The organism is Helicobacter sp. 11S03491-1, assembly GCF_002272835.1.
Taxonomy (GTDB): domain Bacteria; phylum Campylobacterota; class Campylobacteria; order Campylobacterales; family Helicobacteraceae; genus Helicobacter_J.
Genome location: NZ_MLAO01000004.1, coordinates 18908 through 45469, shown reverse-complemented (window position 1 = coordinate 45469; position 26562 = coordinate 18908). Strand labels below are relative to the sequence as shown.

24 protein-coding genes are annotated in these 26562 nt (G+C 33.7%); 5 read left to right on the top strand and 19 right to left on the bottom strand.

Annotated features, from left to right (window positions below; genetic code table 11):
- Positions 1 to 6 precede the first annotated feature (6 nt).
- The 7 genes from dapB to BKH45_RS03405 form a co-directional block, all read right to left on the bottom strand.
- Positions 7 to 768 (bottom strand): 4-hydroxy-tetrahydrodipicolinate reductase, encoded by a 762-nt coding sequence (dapB, locus tag BKH45_RS03435; protein ID WP_095274083.1) that lies wholly within the window; start codon positions 766 to 768, stop codon positions 7 to 9.
- A gap of 7 nt (positions 769 to 775) precedes the next feature.
- Positions 776 to 1717, bottom strand: coding sequence for a thioredoxin-disulfide reductase (gene trxB, locus BKH45_RS03430; protein WP_095274082.1), 942 nt, complete (start codon positions 1715 to 1717; stop codon positions 776 to 778).
- Between the two features lie 90 nt (positions 1718 to 1807).
- Positions 1808 to 2125, bottom strand: a complete 318-nt coding sequence (trxA, locus tag BKH45_RS03425) for a thioredoxin (protein ID WP_095274081.1) — start codon at positions 2123 to 2125, stop codon at positions 1808 to 1810.
- Positions 2126 to 2225: 100 nt separating this feature from the next.
- On the bottom strand, positions 2226 to 2552 hold the full coding sequence (locus tag BKH45_RS03420; protein WP_095274080.1) for a YraN family protein: 327 nt from the start codon (positions 2550 to 2552) through the stop codon (positions 2226 to 2228).
- Positions 2545 to 3816: a homoserine dehydrogenase gene (locus BKH45_RS03415; RefSeq protein ID WP_095274079.1), complete on the bottom strand. Its 1272-nt coding sequence runs from the start codon at positions 3814 to 3816 to the stop codon at positions 2545 to 2547. The genes BKH45_RS03420 and BKH45_RS03415 overlap by 8 nt, the downstream gene beginning before the upstream one ends.
- 114 nt (positions 3817 to 3930) lie before the next feature.
- Entirely contained in the window at positions 3931 to 5730 is a 1800-nt protein-coding gene (uvrC, locus tag BKH45_RS03410; RefSeq protein WP_095274078.1) for an excinuclease ABC subunit UvrC, read from the bottom strand.
- Between the two features lies 1 nt (position 5731).
- Positions 5732 to 6196, bottom strand: coding sequence for a hypothetical protein (locus BKH45_RS03405; RefSeq protein WP_095274077.1), 465 nt, complete (start codon positions 6194 to 6196; stop codon positions 5732 to 5734).
- A gap of 85 nt (positions 6197 to 6281) precedes the next feature.
- Here BKH45_RS03405 and BKH45_RS03400 point away from each other — a divergent pair, with 85 nt between their 5' ends.
- Genes BKH45_RS03400 through BKH45_RS03390 form a run of 3 tightly spaced genes read left to right on the top strand, consistent with a single transcriptional unit; the run spans position 6282 to position 10516 of the window.
- Complete coding sequence (locus BKH45_RS03400) at positions 6282 to 7739, top strand: FAD-binding protein (RefSeq protein ID WP_343286791.1); 1458 nt, start codon at positions 6282 to 6284, stop codon at positions 7737 to 7739.
- Positions 7740 to 9779, top strand: coding sequence for an FUSC family protein (locus tag BKH45_RS03395; RefSeq protein WP_095274075.1), 2040 nt, complete (start codon positions 7740 to 7742; stop codon positions 9777 to 9779). It begins immediately after the preceding gene.
- A gap of 14 nt (positions 9780 to 9793) precedes the next feature.
- On the top strand, positions 9794 to 10516 hold the full coding sequence (locus BKH45_RS03390) for an NYN domain-containing protein (protein ID WP_095274074.1): 723 nt from the start codon (positions 9794 to 9796) through the stop codon (positions 10514 to 10516).
- Positions 10517 to 10526: 10 nt separating this feature from the next.
- Here BKH45_RS03390 and serA read toward each other — a convergent pair whose 3' ends face one another.
- The 7 genes from serA to pheS form a co-directional block, all read right to left on the bottom strand.
- A complete protein-coding gene (serA, locus tag BKH45_RS03385; protein ID WP_095274073.1) occupies positions 10527 to 12107 on the bottom strand; it encodes a phosphoglycerate dehydrogenase in 1581 nt (526 codons plus the stop codon).
- Between the two features lie 18 nt (positions 12108 to 12125).
- Complete coding sequence (locus tag BKH45_RS03380; RefSeq protein WP_095274072.1) at positions 12126 to 12593, bottom strand: hypothetical protein; 468 nt, start codon at positions 12591 to 12593, stop codon at positions 12126 to 12128.
- Positions 12594 to 14252: a 30S ribosomal protein S1 gene (locus BKH45_RS03375; RefSeq protein WP_095274071.1), complete on the bottom strand. Its 1659-nt coding sequence runs from the start codon at positions 14250 to 14252 to the stop codon at positions 12594 to 12596.
- 87 nt (positions 14253 to 14339) lie between these two features.
- Positions 14340 to 15164 (bottom strand): 4-hydroxy-3-methylbut-2-enyl diphosphate reductase, encoded by an 825-nt coding sequence (locus BKH45_RS03370; protein ID WP_095274070.1) that lies wholly within the window; start codon positions 15162 to 15164, stop codon positions 14340 to 14342.
- A 17-nt stretch (positions 15165 to 15181) separates the two neighbouring features.
- Positions 15182 to 16471, bottom strand: a complete 1290-nt coding sequence (gene aroA / locus BKH45_RS03365; RefSeq protein ID WP_095274069.1) for a 3-phosphoshikimate 1-carboxyvinyltransferase — start codon at positions 16469 to 16471, stop codon at positions 15182 to 15184.
- A 2-nt stretch (positions 16472 to 16473) separates the two neighbouring features.
- The gene (gene pheT, locus BKH45_RS03360) at positions 16474 to 18840 is read right to left on the bottom strand and encodes a phenylalanine--tRNA ligase subunit beta (RefSeq protein WP_095274068.1); all 2367 of its coding nucleotides are present in this window, start codon (positions 18838 to 18840) and stop codon (positions 16474 to 16476) included.
- Positions 18840 to 19829 carry a phenylalanine--tRNA ligase subunit alpha gene (gene pheS, locus BKH45_RS03355; protein WP_095274067.1) on the bottom strand — a complete coding sequence of 330 codons (990 nt, stop codon included), beginning with the start codon at positions 19827 to 19829 and terminating at the stop codon, positions 18840 to 18842. The genes pheT and pheS overlap by 1 nt, the downstream gene beginning before the upstream one ends.
- Before the next feature lie 103 nt (positions 19830 to 19932).
- Here pheS and BKH45_RS03350 point away from each other — a divergent pair, with 103 nt between their 5' ends.
- The gene (locus BKH45_RS03350; RefSeq protein WP_095274066.1) at positions 19933 to 20265 is read left to right on the top strand and encodes a histidine triad nucleotide-binding protein; all 333 of its coding nucleotides are present in this window, start codon (positions 19933 to 19935) and stop codon (positions 20263 to 20265) included.
- 20 nt (positions 20266 to 20285) lie between these two features.
- Positions 20286 to 21632 (top strand): aminotransferase class V-fold PLP-dependent enzyme, encoded by a 1347-nt coding sequence (locus BKH45_RS03345; RefSeq protein ID WP_095274065.1) that lies wholly within the window; start codon positions 20286 to 20288, stop codon positions 21630 to 21632.
- 115 nt (positions 21633 to 21747) lie between these two features.
- Here BKH45_RS03345 and BKH45_RS03340 read toward each other — a convergent pair whose 3' ends face one another.
- The 5 genes from BKH45_RS03340 to BKH45_RS03320 are packed head-to-tail and all read right to left on the bottom strand — an operon-like array spanning position 21748 to position 26555.
- On the bottom strand, positions 21748 to 23037 hold the full coding sequence (locus BKH45_RS03340) for a GntP family permease (RefSeq protein ID WP_095274064.1): 1290 nt from the start codon (positions 23035 to 23037) through the stop codon (positions 21748 to 21750).
- 24 nt (positions 23038 to 23061) lie between these two features.
- Positions 23062 to 23838 (bottom strand): 3-hydroxybutyrate dehydrogenase, encoded by a 777-nt coding sequence (locus BKH45_RS03335; protein WP_095274063.1) that lies wholly within the window; start codon positions 23836 to 23838, stop codon positions 23062 to 23064.
- 14 nt (positions 23839 to 23852) lie between these two features.
- Positions 23853 to 24488 (bottom strand): 3-oxoacid CoA-transferase subunit B, encoded by a 636-nt coding sequence (locus tag BKH45_RS03330; protein ID WP_095274062.1) that lies wholly within the window; start codon positions 24486 to 24488, stop codon positions 23853 to 23855.
- Positions 24489 to 24490: 2 nt separating this feature from the next.
- Positions 24491 to 25186, bottom strand: coding sequence for a CoA transferase subunit A (locus BKH45_RS03325; RefSeq protein WP_095274061.1), 696 nt, complete (start codon positions 25184 to 25186; stop codon positions 24491 to 24493).
- A gap of 46 nt (positions 25187 to 25232) precedes the next feature.
- A complete protein-coding gene (locus BKH45_RS03320; RefSeq protein ID WP_095274060.1) occupies positions 25233 to 26555 on the bottom strand; it encodes a TIGR00366 family protein in 1323 nt (440 codons plus the stop codon).
- Positions 26556 to 26562 lie beyond the last annotated feature (7 nt).

The window sequence follows — 26562 nt, the reverse complement described above, 5'->3', positions numbered from 1 at the left end:
ATTTTATTAAAATATATTTTCAATATTATAAAGACCTGCAGGTTGTTTTATGAGCCATTTAGCTGCATTTAATGCGCCTTTTGCAAAAGTTAATCGTGAGGTTGCATTATGGGTTAGTTCTAAATATTCTCCATCCATATACAACCCAACTGTATGTCTTCCGGCTACATCTCCCCCTCTAAGACTCATAATAGCAATTTCATCTTTTTTTCTTTCACCGATATTGCCCTCTCTATTGCATACTTTAATTTTTGAAAGTTCAAGTCCTCTGGCTTTTGCACAGCTTTCTCCAAGAGTGAGCGCTGTCCCACTGGGGGCGTCTTTTTTATGGCGGTGATGAATTTCGCATATCTCAATATCAGCATCTGATAAACTTTGAGAAAGGAGAGTTACTATTTTGTTTAGCATTGCTATGCCTCTAGACATATTAGTTGCATATAAGATAGGCATCAATTCAGAAAGTTTATGGATTAAATCCAGAGTTTTTTGTTCTAAACCTGTTGTCCCACACACTATGGGTTTGGGTATATGCCAAAGAGTTTGCAGAAGGGCATGTGTGGCTTGTGGGAGCGAAAAATCAATTACAAGATCGCAATTTTGTATGAAAGCTTCAAGATCGTTAGTAACAAAAACTCCCTCCAAATTGTGAATATCAAGTTCTTTTCGAATAAATACACTCCCAAGTGAAGTTTCTTTATCCATAGAAATTTCTTCTAAAAGAAGTTTGCCTATTCTTCCTGTGGCGCCAAATATACCTAATTTTAACATTTTGGTTTTACTTATGGTGAGAATCTAAGTAAGCAATCGCTTCCAGGGCAGCGTTTGCTCCATCTCCAGCTGCACAAACTACTTGTTTTGGCGCTTTGATCCGGATATCTCCGGCTGCAAATAAGCCCTCTATATTTGTCTTCATCGAAAGATCAACAATGACAGATCCATATTGATCGCATGCGCATAACATATTATTGTCATTTTGTTTTAAAACATTATTATTGACTTCATAACCTACAAAAATGAAAATTCCGGGTAATTCAAGCTCTCTGATTTGATCATTTTGAGTATTTTTGATAACAATAGAGGTTACTCCGTGATTATCACCCTTAATTTCTTCAACAATACTTGGAGTAAGGAATTCAATTTTATCATTTGATTTAGCATGTTCAACAGTGATTGGCGCAGCACGGAATTCATCTCTTCTGTGGATAACATAGACTTTTTTACACATTTTTGTCAAAAATATTGCTTCTTCAAGGGCTGTATCTCCTCCTCCAAGAACTGCAACCTCTTTATTTTTATAAAAAAATCCATCACAAGTTGCACAAGTGCTAACACCTCTTCCCCAAAATTCATTTTCGCCTTTAATACCCGTTTTTTTTGGACGTCCTCCGGTGCAAATAATAACACTTCTTGCATCTGTAATTTTGCCATCATTTTGATAGATTTTAAAAATTTTGTTTTCTTTAGTAATTTGGGTAACTTCAGTCATTTCATGTTTGAGACCAAATCGAAAACATTGCTCTTGCCAAGGTTGCATAAAATCAAGACCGCTTAGAATCTCTTTTACTCCCGGATAATTTTCTATTTCACTGCTTCCTGTGATTTGTCCTCCAGGCATTCCTTTTTCAAATAAAACAACATCTTTGACCCCACCTCTTGTGGCATAAAGTCCTGCGGATAATCCAGCCGGTCCTCCACCAATAATTGCTAAATCAATCATTATAGTCCTCCAATAATTTTTTTCGTTTGATAAATAATAGTATGTAATAGCAAATAATAAGTATTTACTCCGTGATAGAGATCACGGAAATTAAGAAAGAGAGTCAATTTTATCTTTAAGAGCTTGTTTGGAAGTAGCGCCAATAACCTGATCGACAACTTGACCATTTTTCATAAAAATAATTGTAGGGATACTTCTGATTCCATATTTTGCTGAAAGCTCATCTTGCTCATCTGTATTTACTTTGCAAATAGCTACTTTGCCCGCATATTCTTCTGCAAGTTCATCAATAATAGGCGCTAACATTCGACAAGGTCCGCACCAAGGCGCCCAAAAATCAACTACAGCCACTCCATTTTTTGTTGTAGAATCAAAATTTTCTTTAGTTAATTCTATATATTTACCCATAATGTTTCTCCTAAAATTTTAAAATATAGATACATTGATTATACACTAAAAAATCTAAACCTTTAGGTAATAATAAATATCATTAATGATTATCCAAAATTTATAAAGTAATATTTTCTATCAAATCAATTTCGTCTCCCTTGATAATGAGCGCATCAATACAATAGCTTGTTTGTGGATCATATTGAAGTAAAAAATACCGGATTGTTTTGGTAATTTTGAGTATTTTTTTAGGGGTAATAGCATAAATGGGTTCGAAATTTTGCCCACTCTTAACTTCAATAAAATGGAGAATTTTGTTTTTGAGTGCAATAATATCAATTTCTCCATATTTGGAAAAAAAATTCCTTTCAATAATTTCAAAACCTGTATTTTTTAAGTAAGCGCAAGCAAACTCTTCTGCTTCAAACCCTTTTTTTCTACTCATCTTCAATTCTTATAATATAGGGGTCTTGAAGAATAGATTCCAGATTTTTAAGTTCATCAATAGCATTTTTAATTGCAAGTTCAGTGGTCATATGGGTTGCTAAGAGCATTTTGGCAGTATTTTTTTGTTTGACTTCTTTTTGTAAGAAAGTGCTAATAGAAATATTGTTTTGAGTAAGTATGGATGCAATTTGTGCTAATACTCCTGATTTGTCATCCACGCTGAGTCTGATGTAATAGCGACTTTGTATTTTTTCTTTAGGTTTTAGTTTGAAGCTTATTTGAGAAGTTTGTTCAAAACCAAGCATTAAAGAACTTTTGCCTCTAATGATTTCTATAATATCGCTAATAACAGCACTTGCTGTTGGATCTCCTCCTGCACCTGCTCCATAATAAAGAGTCTCGCCTACCCGATCGCCAATAACGCTAATTCCATTCATCACTCCTTCAACTTTGCTAATCATTTTATTTTTATCAATCATTGCAGGATGGACACGAAGCTCAATCTCATCTTTTTGTTTTTTGGCAATCCCCAGTAATTTGATAGCATACCCAAACTCATCGGCAAATTCAATATCATCAGCATTGATAGATTGTATTCCTTCAATAATAATATCTTTTGGTTTGGCATCAATTCCATAAGCCAATGAAGCTAAAATCAATAGTTTATGACCGGCATCTCCCCCATTAATATCCAAACTCGGATCAGCTTCGGCATAACCTAATTCTTGAGCTTGCTTAAGAGATGTTTGAAAGTCTTGATTATTTTGAATCATTTGAGTGAGGATATAATTGCTTGTTCCATTGAGAATTCCTCTTAAAGCAAGGATATGATTTGCGCTTAAGCCATCTTTAAGCGCTTTGATAATGGGGATACCGCCGCATACACTTGCTTCAAATCCTATGGGAATATCATGAGCTATTTTCTGGAGATCATAGCGGTGATAAGCAAGCATTGCTTTATTGGCAGTGACTAGGGCTTTTTTGTTTTTCAAGGCAGACTTAGCAATTTCATAAGCTTCTTTAACCCCTCCGATTAACTCTATAACAATATCAATCTCTTCATCATCTAATATGTCTTGAATATTTGTGCTTAGGGGAATGCTTATATTTCTTATTTTGGATAGATTTTTAACCACTCCTTTTTTCACAACCAGATGCGCTCCGGCTCTGGCTGAGATGATTTCTTTATTTTCTTCAAGGATTTTAATAACGCTACGTCCGACTGTTCCCACGCCAATGATGCCAATATTGATATTTCTCATTTTAAATTCTAACCTCATTTAGTATTTTTATGAATTTATGAACTTTGATATTATCTAAAGAAGTATTAAAAATTCGTTATTTAGATTTTTGATCTTAAGTTTCTTGAGTTGATTTTATGAAATTTTTTTATTTAAAACTTGCTTGATTTCTTCAGGAGTTGCATTTTGGATTGCTTCAAAGCTACCAAAAAAATTCAATAATTTTTTAATACTTGCTTTGCCTATGCCTTTTTGTTCCAAAAGAGATATTTTTTGCATATCTTTTTGTTTTTTTTGTCTGTGATAAGTGATTGCATAGCGATGAGCTTCATCGCGAAGTTTTTGAAGGAATTGAAGCCTTTTGTCTGAGGGTTTTAGGGAAATAGAACTCAAGAGTGTATAAAGTGTATCTTTTGCACTTCCTTTGGCTCTATGGGCTTTGGCATCAATTTTTTCTTTGGCAATACCAATTACATCAACATTGGCTACACTGCTTTGTAAAATATCTTTGGCAAGATTGATTTGAGCTTTTCCTCCATCAATAACCCAAAGATTAGGTGGGGGAGTGCTAGAAAAGTTATTTGCTCTACGCGTAAGCATTTCTTCCATTTGAGAATATTCATCTTTCCCCTTAAGAATATAGTGTCTATAGTTATCTTTGTCAAATTGCATATTATCATAAACTACCATACCTCCAACTGCATGATCGCCACTATGATGGCTTGTATCAAAAATTTCAATTCTAAAGGGAATCTCGGAGAGATGAAGCAAATCTTTTAATTCACCAAGAAGCTTATCTTCATCATAGCTTCTGGTGCTTTGGAGTCTTAAAATCTCGCTGGCATTTTTAAAAGCCAAGGTAACTAATTCTTTTTTGTCTCCTTTTTGGGGAATATTAATTGAAATTTTTTTATTGCAATGATGTTGTAAAAATATTTCTAATTCTTTTATATCTTCTTGTGTAGATAATGATGGGAGAAGGATTTGACTGGGGGGGAGAGGCACTTCTTCTTGGTAGTGATTAATAATGGCTTGTTTATAGATAGAATTTTCATCAAAGCCACATTCTGATTTAAGATGTTCAAAGCTTGAGGATACAATTTTGCCCTCACGCATAAAAAGCTTGATAAGAATGGCATTTTTTCCTTCCGAACAGAGTGCAAAAATATCAAAATCATAAAATTTAGTTAAATCAATTTTAGAAAAACTTTCTATATCTTTGAGCGTTTTAATTCTGTCTCGATATTTCATGGCTTCTTCATATCTCAACGCCTCTGAGAGAGAGATCATTTTAGATTCTAATTTGGAGAGAAGTTTATTTTTGTTTTGAATCAAATAGATAGCTTCATGAATAATGACTTGGTATTGTTGTTGGTTTATTTTTCCTTCACAAGGTGCAAGGCAACGTTTGATTTGATAAAAAAGGCAAGCTTTTTTTCCTTTGACACAATTTTTTTTCCGGATCAGGGGAAGGAATTCATAAAGGCTTTCAAGTATTTCTCTAGAGCCACGCGTATAGGGTCCAAAATATTTGATAGATTTTTTTTTGATGATTTTTCTCGTAATCTCAGGTGTTGGAAAATCTTCAGACATATCAATATAAATATAAGGATAGGTTTTATCATCTCGTAAAAGAATATTATATTTAGGTTTAAGTTGTTTGATAAGAGAATTTTCAAGGATTAAGGCATCTTGTTCGCTTTTTGCCAAAAGAGTTTGGATAGAATCAATTTGAGAAACCATCATTTGGATTCTTTGAGAGTTCGCAGGGTTTGGGAGAATTTTATTTTCTTGAATTTTGAAGTAGCTTCTAATGCGATTTTTTAGATTTTTTGCTTTTCCAATATAAAGAAGTCTGTTTTGTTTATCATAATATTGATAGACACCACTTTTTACAGAGATATTTTTTATTTCGTTAATAAGTATTGTGTTCATTTTAATCTATTTGATTTGGTTGGTTTAAATTTTTGAGAATGATTTCTCGAATGGATTCAAATTGTTCTTTCAGACGATCATCCATGGCCAGATTTTTAAAATGAGCCCTGGAGTGCTCATGATAAACTTGAGTATTTATGCAGATAGGCTGCGTGTAGAGACTGAGAATATTCTTGGGGACATAGGCTTGGATTTGATGGATTTCTTTTATGGATGGAAATAAATCTTGATATATTTTTAAACTCTCTTTTATATCCTTAGAATTATAATGATTGAATTCATTAACAAACCCCGGTTGTGTAAAAGCAAACAAGAGTTTATTGTTCTTACAAGTAATGGAAGCTACCGCCTTTCGCATTTCTAAGGGTAAAAAAAGCTTAAGCTTGTTAAGCTCATTAAAGGTTTGAAGTTTTTTGAATTGCGTTTTATTTCTAATAATGGAGATGATATTTTGAGAACTTTTCATGTCTTAATTTTAACATATTTGCTGTTTATATTGTTTGGTTGTGGTTATAAAGCAAATCCTTTTTACAAAACTTCCGGGCTAGAGATTGCAGCAAAAATTTATGAAATATGATGTTATTATTGTTGGTGCAGGCATTGGGGGGCTTTATTGCGCGAAACATTTGCCAAAAAATTTAAATGTATTGATTTTGCACAAAGAAAAAATTTGGGAATGTAATACATTTTATGCCCAAGGAGGCATTTCTTTTCCAAAAGATGATGGAGATAAACACACACACATTCAAGACTCTTTAAATGCAGGGGGCGGGCATAATAATTTTGAAGCTTTAAAATTATTAACTCATGAAGCTTTTGAAATTTTACGAGAATTGATTTTGGATGGGTTTAAAATTGATAAAGATGAACAAAACAATATCTTATATACACAAGAAGGCGGGCATAGTTTAGCACGTATTATTCATTCCGGAGGAGATGCTACAGGAAGGGAACTTCATATGCATTGTTTGAAGCATCTTTCCCATGTTAGTTTTTTTCGGAATATGAGTGTGGCGGATCTTTTAATACAAGAGGGACAATGTTATGGTGTGAGGGCAGGGAATGGAAGTGAGATTTTAGAAATCTATGCTCATAATGTTGTAATAGCCAGCGGAGGGTTAGGGGGATTGTATGCGCGTCATACTAATGCTAAAGGGATTGATGCAGATTTGCATGGAATTATTTTAGAACACAACCTTACATTAGCAGATATGGAAATGTTACAATTCCATCCAAGTGTTTATGTGACTCCAAAAGAAGATAAAAAAATTCTTATTTCTGAAGCTGTTAGAGGGGAGGGTGGTATCATTGTTAATGACAGGGGTGAGAGATTTTTATTTGATTACGATCAAAGGGGTGAGCTTGCCCCTAGAGATATTGTTTCGCGAGCTATTTTTGAACATGCTCGTAAAAATCATTCAAAAATTTATCTTGATTTGAAAAATTTCACTCAAAAGAAATTTGAGGCTAGATTCCCCAATATTTATCGTTCGCTAAAAGATTGCGGGCTTGATATTCCTCATCAAAAAGTTCCTATTTTTCCTGCTTTTCATTATGCAATGGGAGGCATTGAAGTAGGGCTTGATGGGAAAGTTAGTGGGATGAAGAATCTTTATGCCCTTGGAGAGTGTGCAAAAACAGGGGTGCATGGGGCTAATCGTTTGGCAAGCAATTCATTACTGGAGGGAATGGTATTTGGAAAAATTGTTGCTCAAGATATCCTTAAAAATACCTTTAATACACCCGAGAAGGTTTTTTCTAAAATGTCTATGATATTACAAAAATCTTGCGATGAGAAACTGAAAATACAATTACAAAATATAATGTGGAATAAAGCCGGAATTATTCGAGATAAAGCCGGCTTGTCTGAAGGGCTTAAAGATGTCCAATCAATACTCCAAAAAGACATAGGAAGGATGTTTTATCTTAATTTATTAAGCGCTCAAGAGATTTTTCAACAAGCCCTCAGAAGAGAAGAAAGCTTGGGCGCTCATTTCAGGATAGATTAAATGATAAAATTTTTTTCAAAGACATGGATAAAAAATTATTTTTTGAGATATATTTATATTTATGATCCGGGTTATTTTAGTCTGATCTATGCTATCAAGACTCTGATTGCTGTGTTTTTAAGCATTTTAATCAATTATTTTTTATTTGGCTTTACCATTATTATTTGGGCAGGTTTGTTGCCTATTTATATTTATTTTTTAAATACTCTCATAGGAGACAAACAAACAAAACTAAAATATTTAATTTTATTTGTTTTGTTGAGTTGCTTGGCAGTTTTTATTTTTAGTATTTTTGCCGGATTGGGACTTTGGCTTTTTATACCGGTTGTTGTTTTGACATTTGTTGTTGGGATGTCAAGTGTTTATAATACTGATTTGCAAAAAGTCTTGAGTATGGTTTTGATTAATGGGCTGGTGGCTTGTATTTATATAAATTCTAACATGCCTATTAGTTTGAGAGATGAAATTTTGACCATTTTTATTGGAGGAATGATTGGCATTTCTATGCATTTTTTTATCTCTTTTGGGAAATATGGCAAATTTACCAAGAAAAATTTTCCAACTTTATTATTTGATTTGGAATTAATGATTAAAAATATTGATAATTCTATTGATTATATCAAAATTCGTAATCAAACTCTTACACAAATTGAAACAATTAAATATATTTTGAATTCAAAAGCCGGAAAAATTAAAGATCCCTATTTGATTAAAAACACTAAAAGAACCTTATTTTATCTTTATCGCATTGAGGAAATTTGCCATTCAATTAATTCTATCCATCATTATTTTAGTTCCGGGAAGAATGATTTATTGTTTTATCGTGTACAAGGTGAAATTATTAATAACCTTAAAGAATTAAGCAGGATGTTTGAAGGGCATCGCCCCCATTTATCTAAAAATATTTTGGAAGAAGTGCTCACTTCAGATACCAATCAGGTTTTTGTAAGCTCCATAAAAATTATTTATAATAAAATAGAGTCTTTTCGTAGAGGAGGTGAAGAAGAAGCTTATCTTACCCAGCCAATTACGCATAAAAATTTTCAAGAAGTTTTTAGGGCATTTAGATATAAAAATCCTACTTTTAGATATTCGATTAAATATGCTATCGCTTTAGGGGCAACGATTTTTATTGCAAGGTTTTTAAATATCGATCATGGTATATGGATTACGATGGGTGCAATGGCAATTGTAAAGCCTAATTTGGGATCTATCAAAGATGCAAGTAAAGAATATTTTTTGGGAACATTTTTAGGGTTTGTTGCAGGGATATTGTTTGTTGTTTTGTTTGGAAAAACGGTAGTCTTTTATCCTCTATTTGCAATTGTAATTTTTTTGTTTATTTATTTAAGGGTTTATCCTTATTCAATATGGTCTGCTATGATGATGATAGCATTTATAATGATGTTTGCAATGCTTAAAGAGGATTTTCTGGAATTGATCTTTAATAGGCTTTTAGATGTGTTGATTGCATTTGGAGTGGTGTTTGGGGCTTTTTGGTTGATATGGCCAAAATATAGCAGCGATGATATTATGCCCAATATAAAAAATAGTATTTTGCTTTTAGATAAGCTTGCAGGAATGATTTATGGTGATTTAAGATATCTGGATGCTAAAAGAAGACAATTTTTAAGTATTGAAAATAAGTTTTTTGAACAATATAATTTGTTAAATGTCTCTATCAATGATGCAAGAAAAGAAAATAAGTTCTATTCTCAAGAAGACATTCAAAATGCCCTTAAGGCGATAAAATATCTTGATGCCTTAAATCAAAACATTAATAAATTGTATGATTATCTTTTAAATCTCCCTAAAGAATATCTCAATACCCATCAAGAGCTTTTTGATAATGATATCAAACTTCTTATTACCAGATATGAAATGCTTACAAAACTTATAGATGGAATGCCATATTATTTTAAAGAAGAAAAAGATGGGAGATTTTTGGCAACCGAAGAAAGATTTAGTATGATAATTGACGATATTTTTGTATTACAAAATCAACTTTATCTGGCTATATTATCAAATATCAAGCATTAGAAATGGAGAAATAAATGAATATTAATGAAAAAGAAAGAAAGAAAGTTGCTTTATTTATAGATTGTGAAAATGTAAGTTATAAATTGATCGGTGATATTATGGAGAGATTGGCTGAAGTAGGAGAAGTATGTGTTAAAAAAGCATATGCGGATTGGAGAAATAATGGGATAAAAAATTGGGAAGAGGCTTTGATTCAATATTCTATTGAGCCTATTCACATTATTACGGGTAATCGAAATGGTGATGGTGGGAAAAGTGGAAAAAATTCTTCAGATATTAAAATCACTATTGATGTTATCAATACTCTTCATTCAGGGGTTATGGAATGTATTGCATTAGCTACGAGTGATAGCGATTTTGCACCCTTAGCTCAAGAAATTAGGAAAAAAGGAATCCCTGCAATTGGATTTGGAGAGAAAAAGGCAAGAGAAGATTTTCGCAAGGCATTTACAAATTTTGAGGAGTTGGGAGTAGGGCAGCCGGGAGATCCGCAACTTTCAAAAGATAAATATCTAATCAGGTTGCTTAAAGAAGCAGTAGAATCAACTTCCGGAGATAACGGAAAATCATTGGTCTCAAGGGTAGGGCTTTGGATTAAGGGTAATTATTTAAAATCTGCCTCTTCTTATGGAAGAGATAGTTGGGGGGATATTTTTAAGGCTTTGCCGGAACATTTTGATATTACTTATAGCGGGGTAAAAAATAGTGTCATGAGCGTAGAATATCGAAGGAGATAATCCCCTTCTTTTAAATTGTAACACTTCTAATGCTTAAGCAAGCCGGGATATTTTTGAGTTCTTCAATGACTTGTTGGGGAATTTGATTATCAATGAGTATAATAGCCAAAGCTTCTTTGTTTGTATTTCTACCAAGTCTAAAATCAGCGATATTGATATCGTGTTTTGCCAATATATTGCCTACACTTCCTATAACTCCAGGGACATCAGTATTTTTAAACAGTATCATTTTTCCTTTTGGCTCAATATCAACAGTAAAGCCATTGATATTGGTTAGTTTGATGATATTTTCATCAAAAACAGTCCCGCTTGCGCTTAAAGATTCTTGGGCAGTTGTGAGAGTAATCGTAACAAGGTTTTTATAAGAATTAGAAACTTCTTTTGTATGGACACGAACATCAACTCCTCTTTCTTTGGCTAAAAATTGCGCATTGACGTAATTAATCCCCTCTTCCAAACTGGATTTGAATGCTCCTACTAAGGCAAAAGTTATCAAAGAATTGCTGTATTTGCTAATTTCGCCTTCAGCGCTAATATGAATAGAGGTGATAGCGCCTTTATTGGATTGAGCGCAGAAAAATCCTAATTTTTGAGTGAGTTCTAAATAACATCGAATATTTTTGGGTATTTCTGTTTCTTTGATGGGAAGATTGAGGGCATTGGGATAGTTTGCCCCTCTGGCAGCTTCTAGCGCTGATTGAGCAGCTTCTTGGGCTATTTTTTCTTGAGATTCAAGCGTATTAGCTCCAATATGGGGAGTTACATAGATATTATCTAAGTCTAGTAATTTGTTATCTATCGCAGGTTCTTTATTGAAAACATCAATCCCTGCCCATCGGATTTTTTTATTTTTAAGGGCATTACAAAGGTCTTCTTCATTATACAATCCCCCTCTTGCGCAATTAATAAGAATAACACCATCTTTCATTTTTGCAATTTGGGTAGCAGTGATGATATTTTTGGTCTCTTCATTTTTAGGTGTATGGATTGTGATAATATCACAATGTAAAATATCCTCAAAATTTTTCGTATAAATAACACCCATATCTGTAGCTTTTGATGGAAGGATATAAGGATCATAAGCAAGCACTTCCATTTCAAATGCTTTGAGTCTGCTGCCTACTCGCGAACCAATATTTCCAAAACCAATAATGCCTATTTTCTTCCCTTTTAACTCTGTGCCATACCAATCTTCACGTTTCCATTTTCGTTGTATTCTGAGTTGAGAATCTGCGCTTGGAAAATTTCTGATGGCATTGAGAATATGGGTTATTGTAAGCTCTACTGCAGCAATGGTATTTGCTGTAGGGACATTCATCACTACAATGCCTTTTCGGGAACAATTTTGTATGTCAATATTATCTACTCCCACTCCTGCCCTTACAATTGCTTTTAATTTGCCAATGGAACTTAAAAATTTCTCATCCACGCTTGTTGAGCTTCTTGTGATAACAACATCAGCATCTTTGAGATTTTTAAGCAATTCATCTTTGGGTAAGTCTGCTAAATTTTGCATGTCAATATCATTTTGATTAGCTAATAAATCAAGACCTTTTTGATGGATATGATCACAAACGATTATTTTATACATTTTAAGTTCTCCTATAAGCTATTGGACTTTATATTGTATCTCATAATATTTAAGATCTTGCATGATTTGTTTTTTTCTGGAATCATTAGGTAGAAAAATCACAATATTTATCGAGTCATTTGATTGGTAGTAAGCAAAGTCTATATTTTCTTCTTTAAGCACTTCATTGAGACAGAAAAATTTGTAATCATCAAGATGATTGACGATCAATCTTGTTAAGTTGGCTTTTTCATTAGGTGATTTGAAATGGACACCTATTTTGATTTCTGTGGCAGGATAGGAATATGATTGAGGTTTTTTCAATAAAGACTCTAGCCAAGAATGATCTTTTTTTATATTTTGTTTTTGGGGGATATGGGTTGTGCGGGCAATTTGATAAGTGTTTTTTGGAAGAGAGCGATAATACAAAAAAAGTATATAAAATAATAAAGCAAAAATAGCTATTAATAAAATCCCCAATAGTAATTTTGCTTTTTTCAAAATCAATTAAATCCTATTTTTAATTAAATCACCTAAAGTCATTTTATCATCATCAGAATTGAAGGCTTTGAGATTATCTTTTTCTTTTTTTCTTTCAAGTCGTTTAACAGAAACTCGCACTTTGTTGTTGTTTTTGTCAATAAGACTTACAACACCTTGAATTTTATCTCCAATTTTAATATCTTCTTTTTTGAGAGGGAATAAATCTTCATTTTTGATGAGGGCATCCATTTTATCTACTTTGATAAACACACCAAAATCTTTAATATCAATAACTTCTCCCTCTACAATATCATCTATATCGTATTTTTCTCCAAATTCATCTGTAGGTGATTGTGTAAAAGATTTTGTATTTAAGGAAATTCTTTCATTTTGCTTGTCAATTTTTATGATTCTTACTTCAATTTCTTGACCTATCTTATAAATATCTTTACATCTTTTGGTTTTGTCCCAAAAAGCATCTTCGTTATGGAGCAGACCATCAACCCCGCCAAAATTTATAAATGCGCCAAAGTCAGTTAGTGTTGCAACTTTTCCATTGATGAGATCTCCGGGTTGATAGTTTTTGACAAAATCATTGAAGGGTTTTGGAAGTAATTTTTTTAGAGAAACACGCAGACGCCTATTTTGCGAATCAATCTCAATAACTTCTACATCAATTTCTTGACCAATTTTGAGGTAATCTCCCGGATGTTTGATATCTTTGTTCCATGAAATTTCAGAAATATGTAAAAAACCTTCTATGTCATTGCCTATATCTACAAATGCACCATAGGGCTCTATATTGCTAACAACTACTTTGATTGCATAACCTGTTTTTAATTCTTTTTGAATTTCTTTCCATGGATCTTCACCAATAGCCTTGATGGATAAGGAAAGTCGTTTTTTTGCTTCATCATAAGCTATTGCCTTGACTTGGACATGATCGCCTTCTTTGTAATATTTAGCAGGATTTATAGGTCCTCTATGACTGATTTCTGTATAATGAACCAATCCTTCGACTCCCCCAATTTCAATAAACATGCCAAATGCGGTAATATTTTTTACTATTCCATTGTGGATTTGATTGGATTGTACAAGTTTTTTTGCCCCTTCAGATTGATTTTTGTCATCAAGTTCAAAAAATCTTTTTCGAGATATGATAATAGAGTCGTCTTCAGGACGAATATTAACGATACAAGCTTTGATTTTTTTATCAATGTTTTTTGCATCATCTTTTAAAGAAGAGTTGAATTTAGGCATAAAATACTCAATTCCTTCTGACTCTACAACATAACCACCTTTATTTTTTTTGATAATTTTTCCTTCAATAACTTTATCTTTATAATCTTGGCCTAATTCTTGAATTTTTTCTTTTATTTTTTGATTTCGGATGGCTTTTTTATGGGAAATGTTGGGTCTTTCTCCTCTACCTTGTGATACATGGATAAGTATTTTATCCCCTTGGTTAAATAAAAAATTGTCTTTAGCATCTTTAATTTCAGAAATATTAAGCCTGCCTTCAATTTTTTCTCCTACATCTATCATTGCATATTCATCATTTATAGAAACAATTACACCTTCTTTGATTGTGCCACTATCATAGGATTTTTCACTCTCTTCCAAAAGTTTTGCAAAGTCTTCGCCTTCTTCGAAGTCTTCCAAATTTTCTAAAACCACTTTCATCTGCTGCCTTTAAAATTTTGATTTTTTTGTATTTTAGCTTCTGTTTCCTTTTAAAGGCATAAATTTAGGATGAGAATTTGAAATTTTTTATAAGGATAAAATTTTTTCTTTTACCTTGTCTATAATCCAATCCGGTGTAGAGGCTCCGGCAGTAATCCCACAGATATTTTTTCCTTCAAACCATTGTGTCTGCAAGTCATTTTCATCTTCGACCAAATAGCTATCAGGGCAATTTTGAAGCGCAATGTTTAAAAGTTGTTTTGTGTTTGAGGAGCTTTTTCCTCCAACAATAACCATTATATCGACTTCTTTGCTAAGTTCTCTGGCTGATTCTTGGTTGTCGAAAGTCGCGTTACAAATAGTATTAAATATTCTTGCTTCATAGCAATGTGTGATTAAGTGAGAAGCAATTTGGAGTAAATTGTCTGCTTGCTTGGTGGTTTGAGATACGAGGGCTACTTTTTTTTTGATTTTTATCTCTTTGAGTTCTTCTAATGAGCTGATTACAAGAGGCTGCGTGATAGAGTAACTCATCACTCCTTTGACTTCAGGATGGGTTTTATCCCCAAAAATAATAATTTGATAACCTTCTTTACTCATGGATTCTACAATTTTTTGAGGCTTAGTTACATAAGGGCAAGTTGCATCTGTAATTTGAATATCTTTGGTTTTGAGATACTCAAGATCGCCTTTGGGTATGCCATGGGTTCTGATAATTACATTTTGTCCATTGGTAATTTCTTGTGTATTTTCTTCAACCTTAACACCAAATTTTAATTCAAGTCTGGAAATCTCTTTGGGGTTGTGGATGAGGGGACCTAATGTGATGCTATCTTTGGTTTTTTCGGCAATTTGAATGGCGCGTTTTACTCCAAAACAAAATCCATAATTTTTAGCTAATTTTATTTTCATTTACTTGTTCTCATCCTTCATGTATTGTGGATTTTTGTAAGTTTTTCGAGAAGTTTTAGAAAATTCGGAAATGAAACATCAATGCATCCGGAATCTTTGATTTTTGCTCCACATATAAGCCCTGCAATTGCAAAACTCATGGCAATACGATGATCCCCAAAACTTTCTATCAAAGCAGGTTTAAGTTCTCCTCCTTGTATGGTATAGCCATCTTCATATTCTTGACATTCAATACCCATTTGGATGAGGTTGTGAATGACTGCTTTGATTCTGTCTGATTCTTTTACGCGAAGTTCTTGTGCATTTTTGACTTCACTTCTTCCTTTTGCCATTGCCATTGCAATACTCAAAGCAGGGAGTTCATCAATAAGCCAAGAGATATTTTTTTCTATCACAATACTTTGAAGTGGTCTTTGTTCTACATAAATATCTCCTATGCTCTCATAATCTTGGTTAGTTGTAGTGTATTCAATGTGTGTCCCCATTTTTTTGAGTATCTCAAAAGCTTCAATTCTTGTTTTGTTAAGAAGGACATTTTTTAATAATATTTTGCTATTTGGGATAATAGCCCCGGCTAAGGCAAAGAAAAAAGCGCTTGAAGGATCTGCCGGAATGCAAAGGTTTAGGGGAGTAAGCGGATGTATAAGAGGAGAAATTTGAATTTTCTCTTCAGCGCTTATAATATTTGCTCCCATGCCCTTGAGCATATTTTCTGTATGATCACGACTTAAGGCAGGTTCTGTATAATCTGAAATTTCATTGGTATTTAATGCAGCCAAAATCATTGCACTTTTGACTTGGGCAGATGAAATGGGACTTTTATAAGAAAAATGTTTGAGTTTTTTCCCTATGATTGTAATGGGAGCTAGGGAATTTTCTTTTCTTGCATAGATTTTTGCTCCAATATCTTCCAGGGGATTGATAACTCGCTGCATGGGACGTGATCTCAGATAAATATCTCCGCTTAAGACAAAATAACCTTTTTGACCTGAAAGCAATCCTGTATATAATCGGATTGCTGTTCCGGAATTGCCACAATCAAGGATATTATCAGGTTCTTGTAATCCTTTTTTTGGAGGGGTGAATTTCATTTGATTGTTGGCTAGAGTTTCTACTTCTAAACCAAGTTGTTTAGCAATGTCCAGGGTGTGAAGAGTATCTTCCCCTAAAAGGTAGTTTTGGATATAAGAAGGTTTGTCGCTTAATAGACTTAAAATAGCACATCGATGTGAAATGGATTTGTCTGCAGCGATATGATCAAGTTGTATTTCAAAGGGTTTAGCCGGAGAGATATGCGTTGTTCTCACAATTATTCCTTGAGTGTGGCATTGAATTGCACTTGTAATATTTCTAATGTTTCTTTAAAGACTTGTATTAAATCTTCTTCTTTGAGTGTTGTTTCCATTGCTTGGATAACAAGGCGAATGCTGAGCGCAATTTGACATTTTAAAGCGGCATCTTTATAAATATCCAGAGGATAAATATTTTTAAGATTTTTAATTTTAGCATTTAGAATGCTTGCACGTATTTCTTCAAAAGAAATTTTTTCATCAATAATTACAGTCATATCTCTTTGACTTGAGGGATACTTTGAAAATTCCTTTGCAAGGATATGTTTTTGAATAAGGGCATCCAGATTTATTTCACAAAAAAAGCCTTCATAAATATCCATTTCTTTTGCAAGAATAGGATTAAGTTTGCTGATAATGCCTACTTGTTGATTATCAATAAAGATCGTCCCACTTTGATAAGGGTGGATTGTTTGGTTCATTTGGTTTTTGTCAAGAGATTTAAGTTCAAAGGCACCAATAATAGAAGAAATACTTCGTGCAAAATCATAAAAATCCCAAATAACACCCTTTGGATAAGGATAAATTTCTGTTTGTTTTAAGCCATTTACCATAAAAGCAATGCTGGAATGTTCTTGTCTATTGGCATCATAAATACTGCCAATTTCAAATATTTTCATGCTTTTGTAACCAAAATTTTTATTTCTTGCAATAGAATCAAGCATTGCAGGAATTAATGAAGTTCTTAGAGTATTGAGTTCAGAGGTAATAGGGTTTTTCAAATCAAGCTCGTCTTTTAAAGTAGGAAACCCCAGATTGATGAGTCTATCTTTTTGATAAAACAAATAATGAATAGTCTCAATAAAACCCATTCCCAAAGCACGATTTGCTATATTTCTTTGGTTTTTATATTGGATATAACCCGGATTTTGTTTGGATGTTTCATAACAACTATGAGGAATAGGGGGGATATTCTCAATCCCATAAATACGCAAAAATTCTTCGGCTGCGTCTTGTTTTGTCTTGATGTCATGACGATAGCTTGGCGGAATAATGGTGAAAAAATTATCATCGCAAGTTGCTTTGATTGTAAAATTAAGACTTTTCAGAATTTTGGCAATTTCTTCTTTTTCAATCTTTTTTCCCACAATATTGGAAATAGCGTTAAAAGTTGTATTGATAATAGTGTCTTCATAATCTTGTTTGACTTCTTGTGTACCTGAGTAGATGAGACATTTTGTGAAATCTGAAAACATTTTACACAAACAATTAATGCCGGTTTCTAGTTGCGGGTTACTGCCTCTTGTAGATCGGTATGTGAGAGCTTTGTTTTCCTTGATTTTGTATTGATGAAGGCGTTTAGATATTGTGATTGGATCAATATAACTTGCTTCAATGATGAATATTTTTGGAGAGATACTAAAATCTTGTTCTATTTGATTGCCCACCCCGATAATAGAAAGTTTCTTATCTAAAAAAACAGCCTCAAAGCCATTTTCATCTTTTTTGATACATAAAGAAACCTCTATATTATTTTTATTCACAGAGATGATTTCGGGATTTTGTATGCCATAGGCATTAAGAATCACCCCAGTCATATAAGTGCTATATTCAATGATGTCTTCAATAGGATTTTTTTGCAAAGTATTATTTAGTCCTAAAGACAACTGAATTTCTAAGGGAGTATTTATTTGTTTAATTTCAATAACTTTATAGAGTAAAGAGGATTGAATTTTTCCTTCGGTAAAAATTTGCAATATTCTGCCCACTCCTAAAGCAACCCCGGAATCTATTTCTTTGTAATCACTAATTGGCAAATCAAAAATGCAACTAATTTCTCTGGCTATTCCTAACACACAAAGGCAATCTCCTCTATTGGGAGTGAGTGAAATCTCAATAACAAAAGTATTAAATATAGGGTAGGATTTTAACTCTTTCCCGGGTTCCAGTTTGCCTATGCTTTCATCTAATATCATGATGCCATCATTGATTTTTGGCAATCCAAGTTCGGTGCTTGAACAAATCATCCCGCAACTATCTACCCCTCTAAGCTTCGTTTGACTAATATGCAAATCTCCATTTTTGCCATGTGGCAAAACAGATCCAATAAGAGCAACAGGAACATATTGATCTTTGGCGACATTTTTTGCTCCACAAACAATTTGAAGCACTTGAGATCCAACATCTACTTGACAGATATTGAGTTTGTCTGCATTGGGGTGAGGGTATTTTTCAATTATTTTACCTACAACAACTTGATTGGGTAAGTGAATTTGAGAACAAGATTCTACTTCTAATCCGATATTATTGAGATTATCACAAAGTTGGTGAATATCAATTTGAGATATGTTGATAAATTTGGATAATAAATGGCTGGTAACTATCATTAAAACTGCTCCAATACTCTTAAATCTGTTTCAAAAAAACTTCTTAAATCATTAACGCCACAAGTAAGCATAGCAAGCCTTTCAATACCCATACCAAAGGCATAGCCACTCACATTTTTGTAACCTACAGCCTCAAATACATATTCATCAACCACGCCACAGCCTAAAACTTCAAGCCAACCTGTATGTGAGCAGATGCGACACCCATTCCCTTGACAAAAAACACAGCTAATATCTACTTCTGCACTTGGTTCTGTGAAGGGAAAAAAACTGGATCGAAATCTGATTTTAACATTTCCAAAAATATATTTTAAAAAATCTTCCAGTGTGTATTTTAGATTGGCAAAACTAGCTTTGTCGCCTTTATCAACAACAAGACCTTCAACTTGATGAAACATAGGGGTATGGGTAAGATCATAATCTCGTCTAAAAGTTGCGCCGGGACAAATCATTTTGATTGGAGGAGTTTGGGTTTCCATTGTGCGAATTTGGACAGGGGAGGTATGTGTGCGTAAAAGCATAGAATCTTTGAAATAAAATGTATCTTGCATATCTCTGGCAGGGTGGAAATCCGGGAGATTGAGTGCAGAAAAATTATGAAAATCATCTTCAACCAAAGGTCCTACACAGAGTTCATAATCAAGATGCATAAAATAATCAATAATTCTATCTTTGGTATAGCTAATAGGGTGACCTATGCTGCGATGTGAAATAGATTGAAACAAGCTTACATCAATTTTTTCTTCCAACAAAGCAGTCTTAAGTTCATTGATCTGAAATTGAGATTTCTTAGCCCAATAAATGGCTTCAAACTTTTGCTTGATTTCATTAAGCTCTTTAGCAAGATTTTTTTTCTCCTCACCTTCAAGGGATTTGAGTTCAGAAAATTTTTGCGTAATGATACCTTTTTTTCCTAATCCTTCTATACGGAATGCCTCTAATTCTTGAGAATTTTGCGCATCTTGCAGTTTTTGTAATAATGTGTTCAAAATACAATCCTAAAGTTTTATTTAACTGATGAAGTATTGAGATTTTAATCAAAATAACTTTATAAAGAGATATAATTTCTAAAAATTTTCAGAAGGAGATAATTTGAATCTATTTGAAAAAATTGTTGCAGGTGAGATACCATGCAAAAAGGTTTTAGAGAATTCCAAATTTTTAGCCTTTCATGATATTGCTCCAAAAGCTCCTATTCATGTTCTTGCTATACCCAAAAAACATATCAAGGATTTTAATGAGATCACCCCGGATCTCATGGCGGAAATGAGTGATTTTATTTTAGAAGCAGTTGAAGAACTTGGCATTAAAGACAAAGGCTATCGTTTGATTACCAATGTTGGTAGTGATGGAGGTCAAGAAGTCCCGCATTTGCATTTTCATATTCTTGGAGGGGCGAAATTAAAATGGAATAGTCTTATCTAGAATGATAAAAAAGGCTATGTATGTTAGATAAAAATAAAATTCTGGATAATCTTTTTGATCCATTGCTTGATCCAAATGAGGATAAACTTGCCCAAGTTAGAGAGGGGGTTATTCTTAAAAAAGATACAAGGTATTTTGATTGGACAGCTTCAGGCTTAGCGCATACCCTTGTAGAAAAACGTATCAAAAAACTTTTGCCTTATTATGCAAATACACATTCGGATGCTTCCAGTCATGCTCAATTAATGGGTGGGGTTTATGAAAGAAGTAAAAAAGCACTCAAAAAAAGTTTGGGTTTGAGTGATGATTTTGTGCTTTTATGCGCAGGTTATGGCGCTACTGGAGCGATTAAAAAATTTCAAGAAATTTTAGGGATATATATCCCTTCAAAGACAAAAAATATCCTTACCAAAAAACTTAAAGATTTAAATTTTCCAAAAGTACTGATAGGTCCTTATGAACATCATTCTAATGAAATTAGCTGGCGTGAGGGACTTTGTGAGGTTACTAGATTGCCTTTGAGTTCAGAGGGATTGTTTGATTTAAAATCTTTGGAAAACTCTTTAAAGTCTCTTAAGAAAACAGATTTTAAAATCAATTCATTTAATCTGGCTTCAAATGTTACGGGAATCTTTTCTCCTTATGAAGAAATCTCAGCTTTATCAAAAAAATATAATGCTTTTTGTGCTTTTGATATGGCAAGCTCTTCGGCCCATACGAATATAGATTCGAATTTATATGATGCTTGTTTTCTTTCTCCCCATAAATTATTAGGTGGGGTGGGTACTAATGGTGTACTTGCTATGAGAAAACAATGGATACCAACAGATATTTCTCCAAGCTTTGCAGGCGGGGGTGTTATCAAATATGCCAATAGAGAATCTCAAGAATATTTTGATGACATAGAAATCCGCGAAGAAGCAGGTACTCCGGGATTATTGCAGATGTATCGTTGTGCTTTGGCTTATATGCTACGGGATGAATATTCTTTAGAAGCTATCAGACGCAGAGAAAATATTTTAACTCAGAGTCTTCTGCATGGGCTTTCTTCAATCCCTGCGCTTAAAATTTATGGAAATCTTAAAGCCCATAGAATTGGTATTGTTTCCTTAAATGTAGGGGGTATTTCTCCTTATGATTTAGCCTATATCCTGAGCAATATTTATCATATAGAAACTCGTGCAGGGTGTAGTTGTGCGGGACCTTACGGACATGATTTGCTTGGAATGGAAGATTCTAGTTTTGAAGCGCTTAAGCTAAAACCCGGATGGTTACGTATTAGCCTGCATTATACGCATTCTCTGGAAGATGTTGAATATCTTTTAGATAGCTTGAAAAAGGCAATCAAAAAATTACGTGGGGTATAAAATCAAAAAATACTAAAAGAAATTTATACTTATAAAATTTCAATATATTGTGGAATTAAATAGCTCTTGGAGTAAAAATAAAAATCTCTCCAAAAAGAGAGATTTTATTAAAATTTTATTGGAAGCCCAATGAGCTTAAAAATATCACAACTATTAGGGCAATAATAGGCAATACAATAGCCACTACCGCAATATCTAAATAACTTTTTTTATGTGTCATGCTTGTAACAGCCAAAAGTGTTAAAACTGCTCCATTATGAGGTAAAACATCTAATCCTCCTGAAGAAATGGAGGCCACTCTGTGAAAAAGTTCCAAACTTAAATGCTGTTGCTCTGCAATTTGATAGTATTTATCTCCTAATGCTTCTAAGGCTATGCCCATCCCTCCACTTGCCGATCCGGTAGCTCCTGCCAGAATATTGATTGCAATTGCTTCTGATATTAATGGACTTCCTTTGATGCCCATTAATAAATGAGTGAGTGTTTCAAAGCCGGGCACTATTTTGATTACACTTCCAAATCCAACAGCCGCACTTGTATTGATAATAGCAATCAAAGAACTGTTAGCCCCATCATTGATAGAACCAATAAAATGTTTAAAATTTTTGAAGCTTAAAATCATAATTAAAATAATACCCAAAAGCAATGAAGGAACAATAGGTATTTTAGCGAGATTAAGTGCTAAAACAACAGCTATTAAGGGCAGGATAGAAAAAACAAAATGAGGTGCTTTTTCCTCTGTTTCATTTGTTAGTTTTGCTTTGATTTGAGGTTCATCAAAAACTTCTCCCCTTGCTCTTAATCGTTTTTCTCTATAAATTAAGTAAAAATGTCCTCCAACTGCCATAATAATAGCAGCGATAATACCCATTACAGGGGCTGCTGTTGGGGTAGTATGAAAATACTTCATAGGAATAAGATTTTGAATTTGTGGGCTTCCGGGAAGGGCTACCATCGTAAAAGTAAAAGCGCCCAATGCAATACAACCCGGAATAAGCCTTCTGGGAATATTTGCTTCTCTAAAAAGAGATAGCGCTAATGGATAGATTGTAAATACAACAACAAAAAGACTTACTCCACCATAAGTGAGGATAGCAGCTGCAAGCCATATGCCCAATATAGCTTGTTTTTTTCCTACAATTTTGCTTATCATCAAGGCTACAGAGTTTGCCATTTTTGTAGATTCCATTAATTTTCCAAAAATCGCTCCAAGCATAAAGACCGGAAACCAACTTTTTGCAAATCCAACAAAACCACTCATATATGGCCCTGTATAACTTGAGAGCAAATCAAGCCCACCGGTTAGGGCAACAACACCTGCAGCAATTGGGGCAACCCAAATAATAGACCATCCCAAATATGCTAATCCCATAATAATAATAAGTCCTAAAAGAATCCCTAACATTTCCCTATCCTTTAAAATAATTTTTTATTGAACTGTATAGCCTCCATCAATAACCATATTTTGACCTGTAATATTTTTGGCATGCTCAGAGCTTAAGAATAAGGCAAGATAAGCAATATCATGAATATCAACAAGCGTTTTTTGAGGAATAAGCGGGAAAAGAACTTCTTCAAGAGCTTTTTGGCCACTTACGCCTCTTGTTTTTCCTAAATCTTCCATTTGACCACGCACAAGCGGGGTATCAACATAACCGGGACAAATTGCATTTACAGTAATCCCATGTAGTGCGCCTTCAAGGGCTGTTACTTTTGTGAGTCCGATAAGTCCATGTTTGGCACTATTGTAAGCAGATTTTCCTGCAAAACCAATAATACCATTAATAGAAGCCATATTGATAATTCTTCCAAATTTTTGTTTTTTCATAATCGGGAATACATATTTTGTGGAAATAAAAGCTGCTGTAAGCATTACTTTGATCATAAATTCAAATTTATCTGTAGGAAAATCTTCAATATTAGCCACATGTTGGAGACCTGCATTGTTAATCAGAATATCTATTCTTCCATAATGGGAATGAGCTTGAGAAATAAGATTTTTAATATCCTCTTCTTTTGTAACATCACATTTAATTCCAATGCAATCTCCTCCTTTATTTTTTTCATTTTGCACTGCTTGATTGAGTCCTTCTTCATTGATATCAGAAAGGACTACTTTAGCCCCTTCTTTGAGATAAGCTTGTGCAATTTGCAATCCAATACCACTTGCTGCTCCGGTAATAATTGTTATTTTATTTTTTACCATTTTAAATCCTTTGTTTAAAGATGTATTTCAAAAGAAGCTAAAGTTTTCGCCTTTAACTCTTCCAGAGTAACTCCGGGTTGAAGCTCAATCAACCTCATTTTGCCTCCAACAAAATCAAAAACTCCAAGATCGGTAATTAAAAGATTAACGACCCCCACACCTGTTAAGGGGAGATCGCATTTAGATTTTACCTTACTTTCTCCATTTTTATTAGCATGATCCATAATAACAATGACTTTTTTGGCTCCATGAACGAGATCCATAGCTCCACCCATCCCTTTGACAAGCTTTTTGGGTATCATCCAATTTGCTAAATCTCCACTTTGAGAGACTTCCATACCCCCTAAAATTGCTAGATCAATATGTCCTCCACGAATCATTGCAAAAGATTGGGCGCTATCAAAGAAACTTGCGCCTTTTTGAAAAGTAACTGTTTCTTTTCCGGCATTGATAAGATCAGGATCCACTTGATTTTGTAACGGATAAGGTCCAATACCTAATAAACCGTTTTCTGATTGAAACATAACGTTTTCCACGCCTTTGGGCAAATTATTTGCCACAAGAGTTGGCATTCCTATCCCAAGATTGATATTCATATTGCTTTTAACTTCTTTTGCAGCACGGTTAATAATAAGTTCTCTACTTGACATTTTTAGGACTCCCTTGTGGTGATTTTTTCAATTCTTTTTTCATAATTTTTCCCTTGATAAATGTATTGCACATAAATTCCGGGTAAATGAATTTCATCGGGTTGAAGTTCTCCAACTTCTACAATTTCTTCAACTTCAGCAATAGTGATTTTTCCGGCAGCTGCACACAAGGGATTGAAATTTCTAGCTGTTTTGTTGAATATGAGATTGCCATAAGTATCTGCTTTTTGTGCTTTGATAATTCCAAAATCACCTGTAATTGCATGCTCAAGTAGATATTTTTTGCCATTAAATTCTCTGGTTTCTTTACCTTGGGCTACAAGTGTGCCTACACCGGCAGGGGTATAAAATGCCGGTATTCCGGCCCCACCTGCTCTTAATTGTTCAGCCAATGTGCCTTGAGGGGTGAGTATGACTTCAATTTCACCATTAAGGAATTGTTGTTCAAAAGTTTTATTTTCACCCACATAAGAAGCAACAATCTTTTTAATTTGTCTGTTTGCTAATAAAATACCTAATCCGCAATCATCAATCCCACAATTATTACTTACAATTGTAAGATTTTTGACATTTTTACGTTTGATTTCTTCAATACATTTCTCAGGTATGCCACATAGCCCAAAACCACCAACTAAAAGTGTATCACCATCTTTTAGTGTTTGTAATGCATCTGTTAGAGAATGAACTACTTTACTCATTGTTTATTCCTTTGGATATAAATTTGTTTCATTTTTACTCCTTAATTTATAAGATAAGTCCAATGATAAAAATTGGACAAGAAATCAGTAGGGCGGTAATGCAATAACCCATAATATCTCTGACACCAAGCCCGGCAATAGCAAGTGCCGGTAATGCCCAAAATGGTTGTGCCATATTCATCCATTGTTCCCCATAAGATATTGCCATCACTGCTTTTCCTAAATCTGCTCCAATTGTTTGGGCAGCAGGCATTACAAAAGGAGCTTGAATAATCCAATGCCCTCCTCCTGAAGGTACAGCGAAATTCACTAAAGCTGAGCTAAAAAAAGTCATGATAGCAAAAGTATGCTTGTTTGATACTTCAATAAAGAATTGTGTAATCATCAGTCCAAGTCCGGAATGTTCTATCATTAGTTGGATTGAAGCATAAAACGGAAATTGAATTAAAATACTTGCACAACTTTTTGTTGCATATGAAATTGCACGCATATAAGCCATAGGCGTTTTGTGAAGAAATAAACCAGCCAAAATCAAAATCATATTTACTGTATTAATTGTAATATTAAAATGAGTAGAATAAAGATAAGAAACAAGATAAATAAAACCTATAATGACAATGATAAAATTTAAGATTTTACTTTCCTCCAGTCTTAAGGCAGGAGGGTCATTAGGGGAGACTTCCTTTTGGAAGTTTGATTCTTCTGTGATGAGAGAGGGATTGATACAATGGGCATCTTTTGGATTTTTGGGGGACATGAGACGGGTTGCAAAAGGCATAATAATAATTAAAGCTGTGATTACAAAAATATTGTAGTGGCTAAAAATAGTATCTTTTAGTGAGATAAGCCCCAAAGTATTTTCAATAGGGTTTCCTGGGGTAGCTGCCATTAATGGAATAGATCCGGAAAGTCCTCCTCCCCATGTGAGGAATCCTATATAAGCACTTGCAATCAAAAGGGGATAATGAGATCCTTTGACATTTTTTGCCACTTCTTTGGCAAACATTGCTCCTACAACCAATCCAAATCCCCAATTGATAGAGCAAGCAATAGAGGCTACAAAAGTTACTAACATCACTCCTTGTGTGGGTGTTTTAGCAATCATAGATATGGATTTCAAAAAACCTTTAATTAAAGGAGCGCTTGCTAATGCGCTACCTGCTACAAGAACAAGAGCCATCTGCATACCAAATGCCAATAAATTCCAAAAACCATCTCCCCACATCTTTATCATATCTAATGGGGTGCTGGGTGTGAAAAAAACTCCCAATCCAAATACTAAAATTGTAAGCAATATGGCAAAAATTAAAGGATCCGGCAAAAATCTATTGACAACCATAGTCATGAAAGATGAGATTCTTGAAATCATTTTAATC